The sequence below is a fragment of the Planococcus sp. PAMC 21323 genome (genome assembly GCF_000785555.1).
Lineage (GTDB): Bacteria > Bacillota > Bacilli > Bacillales_A > Planococcaceae > Planococcus.
Window position 1 is genome coordinate 2,827,019 of sequence record NZ_CP009129.1, and the last position, 17,894, is coordinate 2,844,912.

Below are 17,894 nucleotides of genomic sequence, written 5' to 3' on the forward strand. Positions count from 1 at the left end.
TCAATCTTAAAGATTGAGGGCGTTTTTTTGATTTTATTCCCAATCAAGATCTTGGTAATCTTTTTGGTAAGGTCCATTATCTGTGACTTCTGAGTGATAAAGCGCTTTTAACGCAAAGCCTTTTTCAAGCTCCATTTCTTTCATCAAGACTTTCAACCTTTTTTTCAAATCCGGATGATCGCTGACCAATTGTTCCATTTTGGATTTGGTGTATTTCATCTGTATCCGCTCCTTTTAAATCTTCTTGTCTTTATTGTACACTGCTGCAGAAAAAAACGCACTTGCTCAGCAAGTGCGTTACTGTGTATTAATTAGCCTAAATAATGAAAAATGAAATTCGCTAGGAATAAACCTGCGATGACGTACAAAGTTGGAGACACTTCGCGTGCTCTGCCGACGGCAATTTTTAAAATGGGATACATAATAAACCCAATCGCGATGCCATCAGCAATGCTGTACGTAAACGGAATTAACGCCACAATCAGCAAAGCCGGAAAGCTCTCCGTCATATCCTTCATATCAAGATTTTTGATATTTTGAAGCATCAAAAATCCGATGATGATTAAGATTGGTGCAATGGCACTATCTGGTATCAGTTTGATGACAGGAATGAAAAACGAAGCAACGAGAAATAACAGTCCTGCCGTAATCGACGTTAAACCAGTCCGACCACCGGCTGTCATACCCGCAGCGCTTTCAACTGTCGCTACAGTTGGACTTGTACCGAAAATTCCAGACGTCATTGCAGATACAGACGTCGCCTGGAAAGCACGACTGAATTTCTCAGGGCGTTCGATAAACGCGACTTGTCCATGAACCAGCCCAATGTTTTCAAACACCAGCACCATTGTCAGGGAAAATACGGCGACCCAGAATGTAGTGGACAAAATGTTGCCGAATGATAGCGCACCAAATACCGCAAACGCTTCTGTCGCGTTAATCGAAGATTCATTCATACTGCCAAAGTCGATTAGGCCGAAAAGCGCCGCAATGATGGTCCCCACGACAATCGTAATCAGGAAGTTTCCTGGCACATTACGGATAAATAACACCACCGCAATAATGATCGTCAGAACCGTTGCCAAAACATGCGCATCAGCAAGCGAACCGAGTGCCAAAATCGAACTCGTGCCACGCTCAACAATGCCGCCTTTTTCTAGACCAATCAGCATTAAGAACAAGCCCAGTCCGACCGTAATCGCTTCTTTCAGCGAATGCGGCACTGCAGCACTCAACATTTTCGCGAAACGCGTAAAAGCAACCGTCACAAAAATCACGCCGGAAACAAATACGACCGCTAGCGCCTCCTGCCACGACAAGCCCATCGACTGAACCATCGTGTACGAAAATAACGCATTAATGCCCATACCTGGCACTAACAAAATCGGCGCATTGCCCCAAAAGCCCATGAGCAAACAACCGAAGACGGATGCCACAATCGTCGCAACAATAGCTGCTTCAAGCGGCATACCGGCTTCCGACAAAATCAGCGCATTGACGGCAATAATGTAAACCACCGTAAAAAAGCCGATCAAGCCTGCTGTCATTTCACGCCTAACTGTCGTGTCATTTTCCTGAAGACCGAAAAACCGATCCATCCAATTAAACATAGTCATAACCTTCTATTAAATTAGCCCTCTCCCTACCCGCTCTGCCTATCGAAATAGGTAAGCCAAGGTAGGAGTGTAATCTAAAATGAAGGCGCTGTCAAGGTAGCTTGTTTTGTGAGGGGATTTTTTGATGGTTCGCGCGAATTTACCGGTGGTCGCGCTTAAGAGTATGCAGTTTGGTTTTGTCGCTTTTCGCTAGCGAAAAGCCGGGTAATTGGGGTCTTCAAAATAAGCTTTTGCAGGATCTTCAAGAATGCTATAATTCTACTAATTCACATAAAGGAGGAATTCGTATAGCAATAAAAATTAGTCTACTATCACAAGTAGAAGCCTTATCACTCTTGCTCGCAAGACTGAATCCTCAACACCCAAAACGCCAGTTTCTTGAACAACAGCTCTCCTGGGCGACTGCTGGAAAACGTGGTGAAGAACGCATACAAAGAAAATTCAACGAGTTTTATATGGAAGAAGACTTCCGTGTGTTATGGGATGTTAATTTAACAATTGGAACTTGGTCTGTGCAAATAGATGGGCTGTTGCTGACGAAGCATTGCGCAATAATTATCGAGTCCAAAAACATTAGTGGTCAACTTCATTTCGATGAAAAAATGGGTGAGTTTTCTCGCGTTAATCTATCAGGCGAACGCACCGTTATGGACAATCCAAAAATTCAATTGAATAAGCACATTCGATTTCTAACACAATTCTTCAAACTGAAAAAAATCAGTTTGCCGGTAACTGGACTGATTGTCTTTACTTCGAAAGATTGCGAGTTTACTTCCAAGCCGCATGGCGTTTCTGTATGTAAAACCTATCAAATGATTGAATACTTGCTAAAAATTCTACAGGCTTTCCCCCTTGAAGCCGAAAATTGCAACTTGTCGAAAGTCCAGAAATTGATTTTGCTCAATCAAACCCCTTACAGACAACCCCCTTTGTGCACATACTATTTTATAGACCCAAAAGATTTGCAAACTGGAGTTTATTGCCGAAACTGCAAAGCGCTTACGATGAAGCGAGACAAACGAAGTTGGGTATGTAGTCACTGTGGCGTCAAAGATGTGCTGGCGCATCTTTTAGCAATTCAGGAATATTTCACATTTGTAGAATTGACTATAACAAATCGCAAACTTTGTGAATTTTGCAAGTTGGAATCTCCTTCTGTTGCAAAACGGTTACTAGCAAAGTTAGATTTAAAAAGTTCAGGCGCTTTAAAAAATCGGACTTATCATTATTAAGTAACTCGTGTTGTTCGAGGAGCGAAATTACGAAAAAGTAGGCGAGCGCCTGCAAATTGGGTTGAACGCCTGCATTTTTTTGTGTGCGCCTATAAATCCGCTTGAACGCCCGCAAATCAATTTGAACGCCCGCAAATTCAGTCAAGCGCCTACAAACTCGACTTCCGTTCGAAACACAAAAAACAAACCTCAAATGCCCCGCTTTTCGCGCGCGAAAAGCACCAAAACCAAAAAAAGGACCTGCAATAGCTGCAGGCCCTCTATATTTTATTTCTTAAACGAACATTCCTGCAATAGCCGCACTCAATAATGACGCGAGCATACCTGCTGCGACGGCACGAATACCGAGGCGCGCAATGTCAGGACGACGGCTTGGTGCAATCGCGCCAAGTCCACCAAGTAAAATTGCTAATGAGCTTAAGTTTGCAAAGCCACAAAGTGCAAAGCTGACTACAATTACTGTTTTAGGAGACAGGTTTGCAATTTCTGGAGTAAACGCTGTGTACGCTACAAATTCGTTAAGTACTAGTTTTTGTCCGATAAAGCTACCAGCTTGTACAGCTTCAGCCCATGGTACACCAATTGCCCATGCAAGTGGTGCGAAGATCACACCCAAAATACTTTGGATCGTTAATCCTTCAAAACCAAGCCATCCACCGAGGCCACCTAACATACCGTTCAACAAAGCGATTAATGCGATAAATGCAAGTAGCATCGCACCAACGTTTAATGCTAATTGAAGACCGTCAGATGCACCACGTGCTGCTGCATCGACAACGTTTACTGATGCTTGATCTTTTTCCATAGCGAAGTCTTTTTCTACGACTTCCTCTGTTTCTGGAATCATCATTTTAGCCATGATCAAACCTGCTGGCGCAGCCATGAAGCTGGCTGCTAATAAGTATTCAAGTGGAACACCTAGAAGAGCGTACCCAGCCAAAGTAGAACCCGCTACAGAAGCAAGTCCACCTGTCATAACTGCGAATAATTCCGACTTTGTCATCCCCGCGATAAATGGACGGATCACAAGCGGTGCTTCTGTTTGCCCAACGAAAATATTCGCTGCAGCTGAAATCGACTCTGCTTTACTTGTTCCTAGAAGTTTTGATAAAGCTCCTCCAAGAATCTTGATAATAAATTGCATAACACCTAAGTAATAAAGCACGGAAATTAAAGAAGAAAAGAAAATAATAACTGTTAGTACTTGGAAAGCAAAGACAAAGCCAAAGCCACCTACATCAGCCGCTGGACCGAATAAGAAAGCAATACCTTCCCCTGCATAATCAATAACGTTTTGAACTTTGTTTGAAATGAATAATAGTACTTTTTTGCCGAATTCCCATTCCAAAACCATAAATGCAAACGTAATTTGAATAGCTAATCCGCCGAGAATTGTCCGTGGCTTAATAGACTTCTTGCCGCTTGATAACAGGAAGGCAATTCCAAGAACAACGAATATACCAAAGATGCCCCACAATAAATTCACAACTTCACCTCATCTATATATATTTTTATCAGAAAATTAAGCAAATACATTGATTAACTCTACTGTCGTCAGACATCTTACCAAATCTAAAAGAAGAAGTAAATGGTTATCGTGTGACGAAATGAGAACGCATTCATAAACACGACTTTGTACCTTCAAGACTACTCTCTTTGTCTCCTATCCTCTTCCATTACAGGTTTTATTGCCCTGAAAATAAATATAAAAAAGTGCAACCCGGAGGCTGCACTTTTTGTTATGCTGTGACTTTATTTCTGCGGTGGTTCACTCGGTAAAATACCAAGTAAAGCGCTGGAATCATCACTAATGTGAACAAACTTGAGAATGCCAATCCGGCAATAATCGTAATTGCTAATGGTTCAAATAGAGGATCACCTGACAAAGCGATTGGCACCAGCGCAATAATCGATGTAATGGTAGTCAAAAGGATGGGTTTGATACGCGCATAACCAGACGCGATAATGGCTTCTTTAATATCAAGCTCTCCTGATAACCGACGAACTTCTACAAAGTCGATTAATACGACTGCGTTACGCACGACAATTCCTGTTAGTGAAACAATTCCCATCACACCAAGGAAGCTTAACGGTGTTTGTGTTAAGAACAAGCCAAGAATCGCACCGGAAATCCCTAAATACACAGCGATCAAGACCAGGAACGGCAAGCTAAATGATTTAAATTGGAACGCGATAACTAAATACACTAGCAAAATAACAACTAGGAACAAGATTCCGATTTCAGCAAAGAAAGCTTCTTGGTCTGAGTTTTCTCCACCTGTCGATAGTGAATAACCTGCTGGCAATAAATCACGTTCTGTATCGACAACTGCTAACATTTTGTTTTCAAAATCATCGACATCGCCAAATGCACGAAGCGTAATTGAGCGATCTGCTTCTTTATGCGGCACTTGCGATAATTTTGTGGTGTCTTCTGCTGTCAACAACTCATCCATCGGCACAAGCATCGGTGGTCCTTGTTCACTAAGTGCTGGAACTTCAAATTGAGACAAATCAATTGGCTGTCCTTCGTCAATTCCAGATTGCTTCAAGAAAACCTGATACGGCATTTGACCTTCATAGATGGTGTATAGTGGCACACCTTGTGTTAAAAGCTGCAGCTGATTTGTGACTGAGCTAAGTGCAATATTATTGTCTTGCAACGCATCTTGGTTCGGCACATACTCAATCGCGGGAACCGGATCGCCTAAATTATCCGTAACAATTGTTGCGCCACTAGCCAGCATTTGTTCTTTTAATTGATCGCGAAGCGATGCTAATTCTTCAATATCTTCGCCTTTAATGTCAACTGTAACTGGAGCTCCTACAGGTGGACCTTGAACAATCGTATCCAAGAAAATTTCGGCTTCCGGGAAACGCTCACGTAACTCAGGCTGCCATTTATCGATAAAGTCAGCAGCCGTTGTTTCATCACGGTTAATTCGTAATACCACTTGACCCGTATTGCCGCCCGTATTGTTCATGGATGAAGCAAACAAGTTCGGTAAGCCTTCTCCTGAGAAAATAGAGATTTCAGCAATATTATCATCTTCAGCCCCGACTTCTTCTGTTAAGTTAGCAAGAAATTTGTCCGTATCTTCAATCGTTGTGCCTTCTGCAAGGCGGACATTCATGGTCACTTCTTCACGGTCGGCTGCTGGGAAAAATTCAAACGGTGTAAAGAGTGCAAGTGACAATAATCCTGTCGCTATTAACAATCCGCTTGCTCCAACAATGAGTGGGCGTTTTAAGACACCACGTAAAACTTTATTGGAATAAAACAATGCAATTTTTTCGAGTGGTTTTCCTAAAAATCCAGGAGTTTCTGATACTTTGTTTGCTTTTCGTTTTGTTTTTAAATATTGCATCATCGGTACAAGTGTAATCGACAAAATCGTTGATGCAATGATTGTTGTAATTAAAATACTTGGCAAGGCTTTGATAAATGCGCCATTGCCACCTGACAAGAGCAGTAATGGTGTAAATGTAACGACGATCGCCAAACTAGAGGCAATAATTGACGGATACACTTCACGAACGCCGGTAATCGCGCCAGTAAGCGCAGAATCCCCTAATTTATACCGTCGCTGAATATTATCGTTTACGACAATGCTGTCATCGACTAAAATCCCGATTGCGATAATGAGACCGATCACTGAAATCTGGTTTAAATCGACGCCTAACCACGGAATTGGAATCATCCCGATCAAGACAGAAGCCAGTACCGTTAACGCAACCGCAAACGATCCAAACAATGTCAATCCGGCTGTCGTAACGATTAAAACAGCGAGTACAGCAATTGCCAATGAAACATAAAGACTGTCAAAGATTTTATTGACACTTTCTGCTTGAGATACGTATTTTTCAGCTTGAACACCCGCAGGCAATTCGGCTGTAAATTCTTCGATGACGCTAGTTACTTTTTTATCAACTGCAGGAACATCTTGTGCTGTCTGCAAAAAGACCGTGTATGAAATGGCGTTTTCGCCTTCAAATGTCACAATATCTTTCGTTTGTTGATCGATTATTTCAATCGTTGCAACATCTGCAAGTGGAACTGCAGCAGCACCAACTTGTAGTTCTTTTAGTTTCTCAATGCCTTGTCCTTGTTGCACAGTTAAGCTCACTTGCTCGTTGCCATTGTCATGTGTGCCAAGAGACAGTGGTTGATTTGCTTGTTGAAGCGATTGGAGTACTTCAAATGGCTGAAGCTGATTTGCCGCTAGCTTTTCGCTATCGAGCTCAATTAACACTTCTTGTGCGTTTAAGCCTTTAATAGTCGTCCCAGCAACGCCAGAAACAACTTCTACCTTTTTAGACAAAGCTGACAAAGTTTTTTCCATATCAGCTAACTCTTCTGTATCTCCGTAAAACATATACGATACCAAAGGCGAAGTGAAGCTCAATTTTTCAACGCTTGGTTCTTGTGCGTTATCAGGGAATTCCGAAGCTGCGCTACTTGCTTGTTGTTGAAGGCTATTAACGAACTCATCTGGATTTTCTCCATCCTCTATTTCTAATGTAATAATAGAAGCAGAATTAGAAGAAATCGATTGCAACGAGGCAATGCCATCTACTTTTTGAATTTCACGTTCAAGTGGGTTCGTAATAGAAGTTTCGACTTCCTCAGGTCCCGCACCTGGCAAAATTGTTGATATTAGTACGAGGCTTGACGGTGTTTCTGGAATTTCACGTTGCGGCAATGTAATAAAGACATATGCGCCAACAATCGACAAAATTAAAATTAAAAATATGAATAACTTGCTACGATCTAATATGTATTTCATTATTCCGCCCCCTCCACTTTTTTGTATAATAATTGTATAACTACAAAATTAAAAACACTAGCAATAAAGCTCAAAAACCAGATGGAATATCCATCTGGTTTATAAGTTTGGCATTTGCTGCTGCTTTAGCCAATACGCAGCGATAAATAATAACAGCGGCAACAAAATAGACATTCGGAACCAAATGCCTTCTCCACCCCAAAAAATCAGCGCCATTGGAGGTAGAAGTGCAATCCCGCTCCAAGCCAGTGCTTTCCATGATCGTTTCCATAGACCGACAATCGCCAATATAATTGACACAATCACCAGTGACCATAGCAAAATCCCAACCAGGAAAAAGCTCACGTTAACGCGCCTCCGTTCATCACCTTACTTAATGAATGTATACCCGATTTGCAAAATAAACATACACTATTATAAAAAAAGACAGCCTTTTCGGCTGCCTTCTCACTTACATTTTTATAGGTTTTGGAAAAACAAACGAATGACATCCAAGCCACCAATAACGTTACCTGCAGCAGTACCTAGATTAGTCAACACGACTACCAACAAGACACGTGTGACTTTATTGTCCCAAAATCCTTTGAGAGTAAAGACGTCTTTCGACAGGGTTTGGAAATCCCCAACGTTCGGGCGACGAACATAAGCCTGGGCCAGCCCAGAAAACCAGCCAGCAGCCAAAAGAGGATGCAAGGCACCAATCGGTCCTCCAACAAATGCGGTCAAAATCGCCAATGGATGACCAAATGCAATGGCTGCTCCAATTGCGCCGAGACAGGCTGTCCAAAGAATCCAACTAATTGTCTGATCGATACCAGCTGCCGGGTTGTTCATGAACGTAATAGCAATCATCGCAACAAGCGCCAACGGAATCGCCCAACCGATAATTTTCGGCCATTTTGATTTTGGTGGAACTTGTGATAGTTCTTCTAGGTCGTGATTGTTGTGAACTTCTTTTATGATTCCTGGAATATGCGCTGCACCAAGTACAGCGACGATTTTTTTACCAGGCGCATCTTTAATCTTCTGTGCCAAGTATTGATCTCGCTCATCGATAAGCGGTGTTTTTAGCTTAGGGAAAGCTTGTGTAAAGTCATCCATCACAGCGTTTAACGTGTCTTGCGACTTCATCTTTTCCAGATCTTCTTCTGAAATGGTTTCCTTACTGAAAATACTAAAGAATACAGAAGTCAGCAATTGTGCTTTTCCCATAAAACCGATATTTCCCCAAATGCGCGAAAACGTCACCTGAATATTGCGATCAGCTAGTACAAGTTCTGCTCCAACTTCTTTAGCAGAGGCAATTCCTTGAATCATTTCTTGTCCTGGTTTAATGCCAAACTGATCTGCAAGTCGGTTTTGAAATGAAGAAATGGCTAAGTTCATCAATAGTAAACTTGATTTTTTCTCTTTTATTACTTTGAAAATGTCGGTTTCTTTCCATTTGCTATCTTGCGTTACCGATTCATAGCGTTGTGCATCTAATTCGATACAAACGGAATCCGGTTGTTCCGCCTCAATAACTTCTTTAACCTGTTCAGCACTGGCTTTTGAAACATGCGCCGTACCAATTAAGATCAATTCTTTTTCGCCGTATTCTAAGCGTGTAATATTATCCTCGACCATATTGTACTTCCTTCATAGAACTATATTTCTTCTCATCTCAGATGAAAAGACTGTCTATTCTTTATAATGAATTAGAATAGCAAAAATATCAATGCTCGACCCTCTCCTTTAGTAGAGAAAAACAGGAAAGGTCACAAATCAGTTGCGTTAAACGTATCGCCATCTTTTAAATTACCTGATTTGAATCCTTTTTTAAACCAGCGCTGACGTTGTTCTGAGCTGCCATGTGTAAAGCTTTCCGGTACGACGTAACCACGCGAACGTTGTTGAATGGTATCGTCTCCTACAGCACTCGCTGCCGTTAAAGCTTCTTGCAAGTCACCTTCTTCTAAATAACCCATGCCTTGCGCATGATGTGCCCAAACACCTGATAAATAATCTGCTTGAAGTTCTAAGCGAACCTGCACTTTATTGTATTCTTCTTCACTTAATTGATTGCGTAGTGGCTGCACCTCTTCCATGACACCGAGTAAGTTTTGAACATGATGACCGACTTCATGTGCTACGACATAAGCCATCGCAAAATCTCCTGGTGCTTGGAATTGCGTCTGGAGTTCATTATAAAAACTTAAATCGATATAAAGTTTGTAATCGCCCGGACAATAAAACGGACCAACCGATGCTCCCGCTGTTCCGCAAGCCGATTCAACACTTCCTGTATACAACACAAGTGTCGGCTCTACATACTCCATGCCTTCTTCTGCAAAAACTTCTGTCCATACGTCTTCCGTGTCTGCAAGAACGACCGATACAAATTCAGCCAACTCTTCTTCTTCAGCTGTTGCTTCGTAAGGCTGACTGGACGTCGTTCCTGACGAGCCACCTAATTGATCCATAATAACACCTGGGTCGCCTCCTAAAAATGCGACTAGCAGTACGATTAAAATACCTCCGATACCACCTCCGGCTACAATCGCTCCACCTTTACCTCTTCGATCTTCAACATTTCTGCTGGTCTTTCTACCTTTCCATTCCATAGGGGTCCCTCGTTTCACAATGGTTTTATAGTTAGCATACCCTTAATCACTTTGGTTTTAATCCATTTTAGGTAGACGATAAACTAAAAATCGCTCACGCGGATCTTTATGAAAATCGGGTAAAGTAATTTCTTCTATTAATTGAAACGCCGTACTCGTTTCCAAGTAATCGTTATACTCTTGTGAAGCAAAAAATAAAACCACATCAACCGATCGTGGAGCTTGTTCAGCAGAGCGCAATATTTGATTGAGAAAAGAGATAAACACTTGGGCTGAAAAAGGATTAAAAAAATAAAACTTATTGTCTTGATCTGCAATTTGATAGTCCTGCGCTAAACAATTATAGAAGTCAATGCTCGGCCCCGCGCCTTTATGCTGAGTGAGATAAGATTTTTTATTTTCGAGAGCTTGAGCGTGGAATGCAGGATTCATCTCAATTCCCACACTTTTTGCACCGAAAAAATGATGAACGTAAAAGTTTAAGCGTCCCTTACCAGATCCAACATCCACTAATTGATCTTGCGCAGTTAAACGATAATCCTCGAACAGGATATCGAGTAAATCATAGGGAGTTGGCTCGTAACGGTTATGGTGTAAAGAATCAGTAAATCCTTTTTGGTGTTCGGCAGTTACTATATTTAGTCGGTGATCGTATATTTGGTCATTCACTTTAGCTCACTCCTCTCTTATAAATTTTACGTATTTTATCTTGCAATTAACAGATATTTTTGTTATAGTACAGCTAATTCAATATTTCTTGCTCCATTTTTATGGAGTAGGATAGAGGCGCAAAAACCATCAGTACGCAAAACGAGGACGATGAGGTCCATTGACGTTTGCCGAAAGGGGGATTTGCCGAAGTGACGGAAAACTCATATTTCCGTGCGCTGGGTCTGTATTTAACAAATACAGGACTGTCATATAGGAAACTATATGGAGGGCTATCTGATGCACAGGAACGAATGGTAAACATTGTTTCTACTGCAGCAACGGGACCCCCTGTTGCTGCTTTTTTGTTTATTCCTGACTGGCCCCTCACCTCTAAGCTACGAAAAAATTAGAAAAGGGTGTGTTGTTTATGAATTTCGGCCAAATCATCACAGCAATGGTAACACCGTTCGACCTTCAAGGAGAAATCGATTTCCCAGCAACCAAAAAATTAATCGAGCATTTAATCGCGAACGGATCTGATGGACTTGTCGTCGCAGGTACAACAGGCGAATCACCTACCTTATCAATCGAGGAAAAAGTAGAGTTATTCCAATTTACTGTAAATACAGTCGCTGGACGAATTCCAGTTATTGCAGGAACGGGATCCAATAATACACGCGCTTCTATTTCATTGACGCAACAAGCAGAAGAAGTCGGCGTTGATGGTGTCATGCTCGTTACGCCTTATTATAATAAACCTTCACAAGAAGGCATGTTCCAACATTTCCAAGCGATTGCCGAGTCTACAAATTTACCAGTCATGCTTTATAACATACCTGGTCGTAGTGTAGTCAATTTGTCTCCAGAGACAATCATTCGCCTATCTCAAATTAGCAATATTGTTTCGGTTAAAGAAGCGAGTGGCGATTTGGACGCAGCGGCAGAAATTATCGAAAATACAGCAGATTCATTTTCAGTTTATAGCGGTGATGACAGTTTAACATTGCCGATGCTATCAATCGGTGGCACTGGAATTGTTTCGGTTTCTGCACATATTATCGGTAACGATATGCAAGACATGATGACGAGCTTTCTAACAGGTGACGTCAAAACAGCAGCAGCTATTCATAGACGTTTATTGCCAACGATGAAAGCATTGTTTGCTGCCCCAAACCCAACTCCAGTTAAAGCGGCTCTCAACATCACGGGCGTTCAAGTAGGTGGCGTTCGCTTGCCGATGATTCCATTATCTGAAGAAGAAACTTTAACGTTACGTGCATCTTTACCTGATTTACATTCTGAAGCAGTAACAAACTAATATAAAAAACGCTGAAGTTTGTAAACTTCAGCGTTTTTTATTGATTTACCAACTCGCTTTTTTTACACCTGGAATTTGTCCTTTATGTGCTAGTTCTCGGAAAATGATGCGGGACATTCCAAATTTACGCATGTATCCTCTTGGTCTTCCGGTCACGCCACAACGATTTTTCAAACGTGTTGGCGAAGAATCTTTCGGCAATGCTGCTAGCGCCTGAAAATCTCTATTTTCTTTGAGTTCTTGTCGCCGATCTGCAAATTTTTCTACAAGTAATTGCTGTTTATCGTGCCTTGCCACTTTCGATTTTTTAGCCATTTCATCACTTCTCATTATTCGTAATTATTACGATTTAAATATTAAAAAAATTATTTTGTTTCACGATGAACAGTAACTTTCTTAAGACGTGGACTGTATTTTTTCAATTCAATACGTTCAGGATTTGTCCGCTTATTTTTAGTTGTACTGTAATTTCGATCTCCTGTTTCTGTGCATGCCAGTGTTATATTAACTCTCATTATATTTCCTCCTATACTTTAAAACTTAGTTTTTATAAATAGTAATAATTACGTTTTATAGTGTATAAAAAAAGAAACAAGAAAGCAAGCTTTTATTTTAAACTTTAAGATCCGGTTAAAATCTACTTTCAACAAAAAGGGTTTGTTATAAAAAACATCAGGGTACATAATCATTAACTTACTTTACAAATGATTTATCATAATTTAGGAGGAATTCGAGATGACTAACGAAGGAACAACATTAATCCAAGCATACGATGTGCAAGCAGAGGTTTTGCACAAAATTAACGAATTAAAAGCACAAGGCTTTAAAGAGGAAGATATGTACGTAATTGCCAAGCACGACGAGCAACTAACTATGGTTCAAGGACAAACCAATGTTCATTTAGACGCGCAAGAAGATGAGAATATTATGAGTAAATTCAAAGCGTTTATATCTGGTGAGGATTCTACCCGCCATGCATTTACACAAATGGGATTAGGCAGCAGCGAAGCGGACGATTATTACCGACAAGTTGAAAATGGCAAGCTGGTGCTTTATGTGAACAGCGACTATAGCACAACTTATCAGCCCGAAACTAATACACCTACAACTGCTCGAATGACGACTGCTGAAGAAGTACATTTGCGCTCTCAACCAGAGTCAATTGATGGTGTTGAGCGCAATATTCAAGATACAGAACCAGTGAACCCAAATAGTCATCGGGACGAATCAGATATAACGAAGATGGTAGATAACAAAAAAGACCAACAACATTTATTTTAAGTAGCCAAAAGCGTATCCGAATCATCACTCGGATACGCTTTTTACTATGCTTGTAAGGTTTATCTTATATGTATCATAGGGTAAATGAATTTTAGTAAATGGAATCGGTGCGAACAATATAGGAGGAATTAGCATGGAAAAAAAAGAAGATAAACTCATTGGGCTTTTTGATGCACAAGCGCAAGTATTGATTCAAGTTGGTCAATTAAAAGCCAAAGGATATGAAGAAGAAGAATTATTTTTAGTATCTAAGCATGACGAACAAATAGACTTGCTGATTGCTCATACCGCAGTTCATATCGATACACAAGACCGAGATAATTTTAAAGGTAAACTTATTTCATTTTTAGCTGGTGACGATATTACGAAAGATGCGTTTAACCGCATGGGATTGGACGAAGAACAAACAGATTATTATTTCCAACAAGTAGAACTTGGCAAACTGCTTCTTTACACAAGCAACCGCCCCGTATCGGCACTACACGCAGAGATCAACTCGAAAACGGAAGCTTTAATTAATACAGATGAAAAATCTCTTACTTTACACGAAGAACATTTGAGCGTTGAGAAGCAAAAAGTCCAAACTGGTGAAGTTCAAGTTCATAAACAGATGGTTGAAGAAAACCAAAAATTCCAAGTTCCTGTAGAACGAGAAGAAGTTGTGGTTGAAAGAAAAACTGTTCCAGCAGCAACAACTGATTATGACGAGTCAACACTAACTCCGGCACAAGTATATGAAAAAGGCGATGCCATTCATATTCCACTTACTGAAGAACGTCTCGAGATCGGCAAAAAACAAGTGGTTCGCGAGGAGATCGTCATCGGCAAACGCAAAGTTAAAGATGTTCAAGTCGTCAACGAAACCGTACGTCGTGAAGTCGCAGACATTGAAGAAAACGGTGTTGTTAATCGCGTAGATAAATAAACGTAACTAAGACTAGCACAATTTCTCTCTTATATAAAAATCAAAGGAAGAGACTCTGGTCTCTTCCTTTTTTGCTTTAGCATCGTTGCCTTTAGCCACTACTATGCAACTATGCTGTAATTTATTAACTCTCTTTTATCTCCGGCATGCTTTTAATATGCAAGTCGCGCTGCGGAAATGGAATTTCGATGTCGTGTTCCGCAAACAGCCGATTAATACGGAAATTTAAAGCACTTTTTGTCACGATGACTTGATTGGAGTTATCAATCCATACCATCAATTCAAAATCGAGCGAAGACTCGCCGAATGTCGCAAAATTCACAAACGGTTCCGGGTCTAGCAGAATAACACCATTGATCTGTTGTTCTTCTCCAACTGCTTGAATCAGCACTCTTTTAACCTTGTCAGCATCTGTTCCGTAGGCAACACCAACCGGTATAACTAGCCGCATGCGCGGATCTCCGTATGATCGATTAACTACCTGCTCCTCAAGAAAATAGGAATTCGGAACAATGACATGTTCATTATGAATCGTCTTAATCACAGTCGAACGCATCGAAATTTTTTCGACATCGCCGATCAACTCATCAATAATTACTCGGTCACCGACCTTGATTGGCCTTTCGAACAGCAAGATAATGCCCGAGATAAAATTCGAGGCAATATTTTGTAAGCCAAAACCAATCCCAACCCCAAGCACCCCAGCAAACACTGTCAATGCGCCTAAGTTTAAGCCGACCGTCGTCAAACTAACGATAATAGCAATGGCCATTACGGTGTAATGAAACATCCGATCGAATGTGTAGCTTACACCGCGGTCTAGATCATAACGCTGATAAACATTTGGCAAAATATAACGGGTGATGATTTTCGAAGCTCGGTTAGCGAGCGATACAATAAGGACTACCAAAATCAACAGAAACACCGTGATTTCGACGTTGCCCAGTTCAAATAATCGGTCGAACATCCAGCCCGAATCGGAAAAATAAAAAATCATAAACAGCAAGATCCCGTAGGTCGTCGCCCAGTTTAATAAGCTCCGCAAAATCGAATCGACATGCCGAAACAACCGATTTTTGCTCAAGCGTTTGGAAATCCCAAGTACCACGGCCCTTGCCAAAAAGATGCACGCTATATAAAACAAAAACAACAGCACTTCGGTCCATTCGATTTGCTCAAAGACTTCGTACCATCGTTTGGTCAACTCTTCCGGTTGTATTGTCAGCAGCATTATCTATCCCTCCTTTTCAGCTTCGTGCACTTTGACCGTCACCAGTCAGCTTCACCAGTTTTTTATAATTCACATGTTACCGCAAACAGCATATTTACACTTAAGCACATCTCGTCCATTCAATCTGATAACGTTACTAAAGATTCACAATTCTTTTCTTCATTATACAAGTAAACCTTGTTTTAGATGAAATTATCTGAACACGGAAGTTCCTCCTAATCCTCTTCTACTTTTAAAACTTATCACCGCGATCCGCTACACAGATAGATACCTGATCTTTGAATAAATATAAAGAGACCTCTTTTGGGATTTTATAAAATTACAGGCTTTATCAACATTAAAAAAAGACAACCTCTAGGCTGCCTTTTTTGTACATACTATAAAATAGCAATCATAATTGCAGCGATAATTGCCACAATGATTCCAATAAATAATATTGCAGGGATAATAATAACGAAGAAACCTTTCCAAGCAGAAAATCTGTGTGCTTCTCCTACTGCTTTACATTGAACAACGAATGTCCAGATAGAAAACAAGGACAGGACAAAAGTTAAAACAATCGATAAAGGACCGGCGTTTTCAAATGGCAGCTCTCCCTCTTGTAAAAAATACGTTACAGGAGACAAGAACATCCAACTAATCACAATAGGGATTAACCAGATTTGAATGATTTGACTGGTTAGTACCGCTCGAAACATTTCCTTATATGTCGCTTGACCTTTGAACAATCGACCGACCAGCAAATAGATGCCCGCCGCAACCGAAGTACCCACTAAACCTGCTAATGGACCCACAACCAGCGCCATTAATAGCACACCCCATAACGGGAAACCTTGCTCAGTTCCTTGATTGCCAATAAGAACGGCTATAAATCCGGATAACACAAGTAATAAAAAACTAAAATTCGACCCTTTTTCTTCAATCACATACCGAACTGTCTCACGCGGACGCGTCCAAATCGCTGTAAACGGATTTAAATTATCTTGATACTTTGCCTCTTCCATTAAAACCCCACCCTTTTATATACTAGTTCCATTCAATCACATTGGAATAATAATGTAAATATATGAAATTATATCCACCGATAGGTTTACAAAAGATAGCTTCACGCGTCTTTTGCTGACCGTGCTATACTAAAATTATTGATTACCGAAAGGATGATTCTTGTGTCAGAACTAACTCACTTTAATGCTCAAGGACGTGCCAAAATGGTCGACGTCTCAGATAAAAAAGACAGTGTACGAACAGCTCGTGCGACAACTTCTGTTTTAGTAAACAAAGCCATCTATGAACAAATTAAAGAGGGATCCAATAAAAAAGGCGATGTGTTTGCCGTCGCTCAAGTAGCTGGCATTATGGCAGCTAAAAATACGTCACAAATCATCCCGATGTGTCATCCATTAGCACTTAGTGGCGTGGATATCCAATTCGAATGGAATGTTGATGAAGAAAAAAATCATTTCGAAGTGTTATTAACAGTTGAAGTAAAAACAAAAGGACCTACAGGGGTTGAAATGGAAGCACTCACCGCAGCTTCCGCTACAGCTCTCACCATTTACGATATGTGCAAAGCCTCAGGAAAAGAAATGGTCATTGGGCCAACGATGTTGCTTGAGAAAACTGGTGGAAAATCTGATTACGCACGTGACTAAACACATAGCATATAATTGAAAAACCCTGTAGTACTGTCAGATTATAGACAATGTTACAGGGTTTTCGTTAAGCAATCATGAAAGAGATTGATGCTTCGTCAATTCCGTGTAAACATGCTTGATCTCCGGTAAAATCAATCGTTCCATCGCCAGCTTCACAGCGCCACGAGAACCTGGCAATACGAAAATAGCTTTATCACTAGCTACACCTGCTGCTGCTCGGCTAAGAAGAGCTTTGCTACCAACATCTTCGGTGAAACTAACGTAACGAAAGAGTTCTCCAAATCCTGATATCTCTTTCTCAAAAAGTGGCTGAATAGCCTCTAACGTGACATCGCGTTTAGCTATTCCGGTTCCACCAGTGGTAATAATTGTATCAATGTCATCCTGCCCCAACCAGTCAGAAATTTTTAGTCGAATGCTTGCAATATCGTCTGGGACTATCGCGTAATCATTAATTTCGAGCGCATGATCTTTAGCCATCTTTTGTACAAGCTGACCACCCGTATCAGTTTCTTTCGTTCTAGTGTCACTGACAGTTAAAACGGCAACACGTACTTGGTGATCTGTCTGAAACGTTTCCGACATACAACCGCTC

The 17,894-nt window shown here is 40.8% G+C and carries 18 protein-coding genes and 1 riboswitch; of the genes, 5 read left to right on the plus strand and 13 right to left on the minus strand.

What is annotated here, in order from left to right:
• Window positions 1-33 precede the first annotated feature (33 nt).
• Window positions 34-219, minus strand: a complete 186-nt coding sequence (locus PLANO_RS13935) for a hypothetical protein (RefSeq protein ID WP_038705039.1) — start codon at window positions 217-219, stop codon at window positions 34-36.
• A 92-nt stretch (window positions 220-311) separates the two neighbouring features.
• The gene (locus tag PLANO_RS13940) at window positions 312-1,610 is read right to left on the minus strand and encodes an NCS2 family permease (RefSeq protein WP_038705040.1); all 1,299 of its coding nucleotides are present in this window, start codon (window positions 1,608-1,610) and stop codon (window positions 312-314) included.
• A gap of 176 nt (window positions 1,611-1,786) precedes the next feature.
• Between PLANO_RS13940 and PLANO_RS13945 the strand changes: the two genes are divergently transcribed.
• Window positions 1,787-2,848: a nuclease-related domain-containing protein gene (locus tag PLANO_RS13945; RefSeq protein WP_231554733.1), complete on the plus strand. Its 1,062-nt coding sequence runs from the start codon at window positions 1,787-1,789 to the stop codon at window positions 2,846-2,848.
• Window positions 2,849-3,122: 274 nt separating this feature from the next.
• Here the strand turns inward: PLANO_RS13945 and PLANO_RS13950 are convergent, their stop codons facing one another.
• The 6 genes from PLANO_RS13950 to PLANO_RS13975 all read right to left on the minus strand — a co-directional run bounded on the left by PLANO_RS13950 (window position 3,123) and on the right by PLANO_RS13975 (window position 10,907).
• Window positions 3,123-4,334: a NupC/NupG family nucleoside CNT transporter gene (locus PLANO_RS13950; protein ID WP_038705041.1), complete on the minus strand. Its 1,212-nt coding sequence runs from the start codon at window positions 4,332-4,334 to the stop codon at window positions 3,123-3,125.
• 253 nt (window positions 4,335-4,587) lie between these two features.
• On the minus strand, window positions 4,588-7,635 hold the full coding sequence (locus PLANO_RS13955; protein ID WP_052124329.1) for an efflux RND transporter permease subunit: 3,048 nt from the start codon (window positions 7,633-7,635) through the stop codon (window positions 4,588-4,590).
• A 99-nt stretch (window positions 7,636-7,734) separates the two neighbouring features.
• Window positions 7,735-7,980, minus strand: a complete 246-nt coding sequence (locus tag PLANO_RS13960; RefSeq protein ID WP_038705043.1) for a hypothetical protein — start codon at window positions 7,978-7,980, stop codon at window positions 7,735-7,737.
• Between the two features lie 114 nt (window positions 7,981-8,094).
• Window positions 8,095-9,261 carry a TraB/GumN family protein gene (locus PLANO_RS13965; RefSeq protein ID WP_038705044.1) on the minus strand — a complete coding sequence of 389 codons (1,167 nt, stop codon included), beginning with the start codon at window positions 9,259-9,261 and terminating at the stop codon, window positions 8,095-8,097.
• A gap of 131 nt (window positions 9,262-9,392) precedes the next feature.
• Complete coding sequence (gene ypfJ, locus PLANO_RS13970; RefSeq protein ID WP_038705045.1) at window positions 9,393-10,238, minus strand: KPN_02809 family neutral zinc metallopeptidase; 846 nt, start codon at window positions 10,236-10,238, stop codon at window positions 9,393-9,395.
• Between the two features lie 57 nt (window positions 10,239-10,295).
• Window positions 10,296-10,907 (minus strand): class I SAM-dependent methyltransferase, encoded by a 612-nt coding sequence (locus PLANO_RS13975; RefSeq protein WP_038705046.1) that lies wholly within the window; start codon window positions 10,905-10,907, stop codon window positions 10,296-10,298.
• 104 nt (window positions 10,908-11,011) lie between these two features.
• A riboswitch (Lysine riboswitch) is annotated at window positions 11,012-11,190 on the plus strand.
• A gap of 126 nt (window positions 11,191-11,316) precedes the next feature.
• Between PLANO_RS13975 and dapA the strand changes: the two genes are divergently transcribed.
• Complete coding sequence (gene dapA, locus PLANO_RS13985; protein WP_038705048.1) at window positions 11,317-12,207, plus strand: 4-hydroxy-tetrahydrodipicolinate synthase; 891 nt, start codon at window positions 11,317-11,319, stop codon at window positions 12,205-12,207.
• 45 nt (window positions 12,208-12,252) lie between these two features.
• On the opposite strand, the gene rpsN is transcribed toward dapA, so the two are convergent.
• Complete coding sequence (gene rpsN, locus PLANO_RS13990) at window positions 12,253-12,522, minus strand: 30S ribosomal protein S14 (RefSeq protein WP_038705049.1); 270 nt, start codon at window positions 12,520-12,522, stop codon at window positions 12,253-12,255.
• A gap of 50 nt (window positions 12,523-12,572) precedes the next feature.
• A complete protein-coding gene (rpmG, locus tag PLANO_RS13995; RefSeq protein WP_008498267.1) occupies window positions 12,573-12,722 on the minus strand; it encodes a 50S ribosomal protein L33 in 150 nt (49 codons plus the stop codon).
• A gap of 220 nt (window positions 12,723-12,942) precedes the next feature.
• On the opposite strand from rpmG, the gene PLANO_RS14000 reads away from it, so the two are divergent.
• A complete protein-coding gene (locus tag PLANO_RS14000; protein ID WP_038705050.1) occupies window positions 12,943-13,488 on the plus strand; it encodes a YflT domain-containing protein in 546 nt (181 codons plus the stop codon).
• A gap of 133 nt (window positions 13,489-13,621) precedes the next feature.
• Window positions 13,622-14,413, plus strand: coding sequence for a YsnF/AvaK domain-containing protein (locus PLANO_RS14005; protein ID WP_038705051.1), 792 nt, complete (start codon window positions 13,622-13,624; stop codon window positions 14,411-14,413).
• Between the two features lie 124 nt (window positions 14,414-14,537).
• On the opposite strand, the gene PLANO_RS14010 is transcribed toward PLANO_RS14005, so the two are convergent.
• Both PLANO_RS14010 and PLANO_RS14015 read right to left on the minus strand, forming a co-directional pair.
• Window positions 14,538-15,644, minus strand: a complete 1,107-nt coding sequence (locus tag PLANO_RS14010; protein WP_052124330.1) for a mechanosensitive ion channel family protein — start codon at window positions 15,642-15,644, stop codon at window positions 14,538-14,540.
• 377 nt (window positions 15,645-16,021) lie between these two features.
• Window positions 16,022-16,648, minus strand: a complete 627-nt coding sequence (locus PLANO_RS14015) for a Yip1 family protein (protein ID WP_038705052.1) — start codon at window positions 16,646-16,648, stop codon at window positions 16,022-16,024.
• A gap of 162 nt (window positions 16,649-16,810) precedes the next feature.
• Between PLANO_RS14015 and moaC the strand changes: the two genes are divergently transcribed.
• Window positions 16,811-17,296: a cyclic pyranopterin monophosphate synthase MoaC gene (moaC, locus tag PLANO_RS14020; protein ID WP_038705053.1), complete on the plus strand. Its 486-nt coding sequence runs from the start codon at window positions 16,811-16,813 to the stop codon at window positions 17,294-17,296.
• A 75-nt stretch (window positions 17,297-17,371) separates the two neighbouring features.
• Here moaC and PLANO_RS14025 read toward each other — a convergent pair whose 3' ends face one another.
• Window positions 17,372-17,884 (minus strand): MogA/MoaB family molybdenum cofactor biosynthesis protein, encoded by a 513-nt coding sequence (locus PLANO_RS14025; RefSeq protein ID WP_038705054.1) that lies wholly within the window; start codon window positions 17,882-17,884, stop codon window positions 17,372-17,374.
• Between the last annotated feature and the right edge of the window lie 10 nt (window positions 17,885-17,894).

What these genes read in the sequence shown, in the direction of transcription:
- PLANO_RS14005 (WP_038705051.1), top strand. Translation starts at nt 13,622, where the DNA reads ATGGAAAAAAAAGAAGATAAACTCATTGGGCTTTTTGATGCACAAGCG.
- rpmG (WP_008498267.1), bottom strand. Translation starts at nt 12,722, where the DNA reads ATGAGAGTTAATATAACACTGGCATGCACAGAAACAGGAGATCGAAAT.
- PLANO_RS14025 (WP_038705054.1), bottom strand. Translation starts at nt 17,884, where the DNA reads ATGTCGGAAACGTTTCAGACAGATCACCAAGTACGTGTTGCCGTTTTA.
- PLANO_RS13955 (WP_052124329.1), bottom strand. Translation starts at nt 7,635, where the DNA reads ATGAAATACATATTAGATCGTAGCAAGTTATTCATATTTTTAATTTTA.
- ypfJ (WP_038705045.1), bottom strand. Translation starts at nt 10,238, where the DNA reads ATGGAATGGAAAGGTAGAAAGACCAGCAGAAATGTTGAAGATCGAAGA.
- PLANO_RS14015 (WP_038705052.1), bottom strand. Translation starts at nt 16,648, where the DNA reads ATGGAAGAGGCAAAGTATCAAGATAATTTAAATCCGTTTACAGCGATT.
- PLANO_RS13935 (WP_038705039.1), bottom strand. Translation starts at nt 219, where the DNA reads ATGAAATACACCAAATCCAAAATGGAACAATTGGTCAGCGATCATCCG.
- PLANO_RS14010 (WP_052124330.1), bottom strand. Translation starts at nt 15,644, where the DNA reads ATGCTGCTGACAATACAACCGGAAGAGTTGACCAAACGATGGTACGAA.
- rpsN (WP_038705049.1), bottom strand. Translation starts at nt 12,522, where the DNA reads ATGGCTAAAAAATCGAAAGTGGCAAGGCACGATAAACAGCAATTACTT.
- PLANO_RS13940 (WP_038705040.1), bottom strand. Translation starts at nt 1,610, where the DNA reads ATGTTTAATTGGATGGATCGGTTTTTCGGTCTTCAGGAAAATGACACG.
- PLANO_RS14000 (WP_038705050.1), top strand. Translation starts at nt 12,943, where the DNA reads ATGACTAACGAAGGAACAACATTAATCCAAGCATACGATGTGCAAGCA.
- PLANO_RS13965 (WP_038705044.1), bottom strand. Translation starts at nt 9,261, where the DNA reads ATGGTCGAGGATAATATTACACGCTTAGAATACGGCGAAAAAGAATTG.
- dapA (WP_038705048.1), top strand. Translation starts at nt 11,317, where the DNA reads ATGAATTTCGGCCAAATCATCACAGCAATGGTAACACCGTTCGACCTT.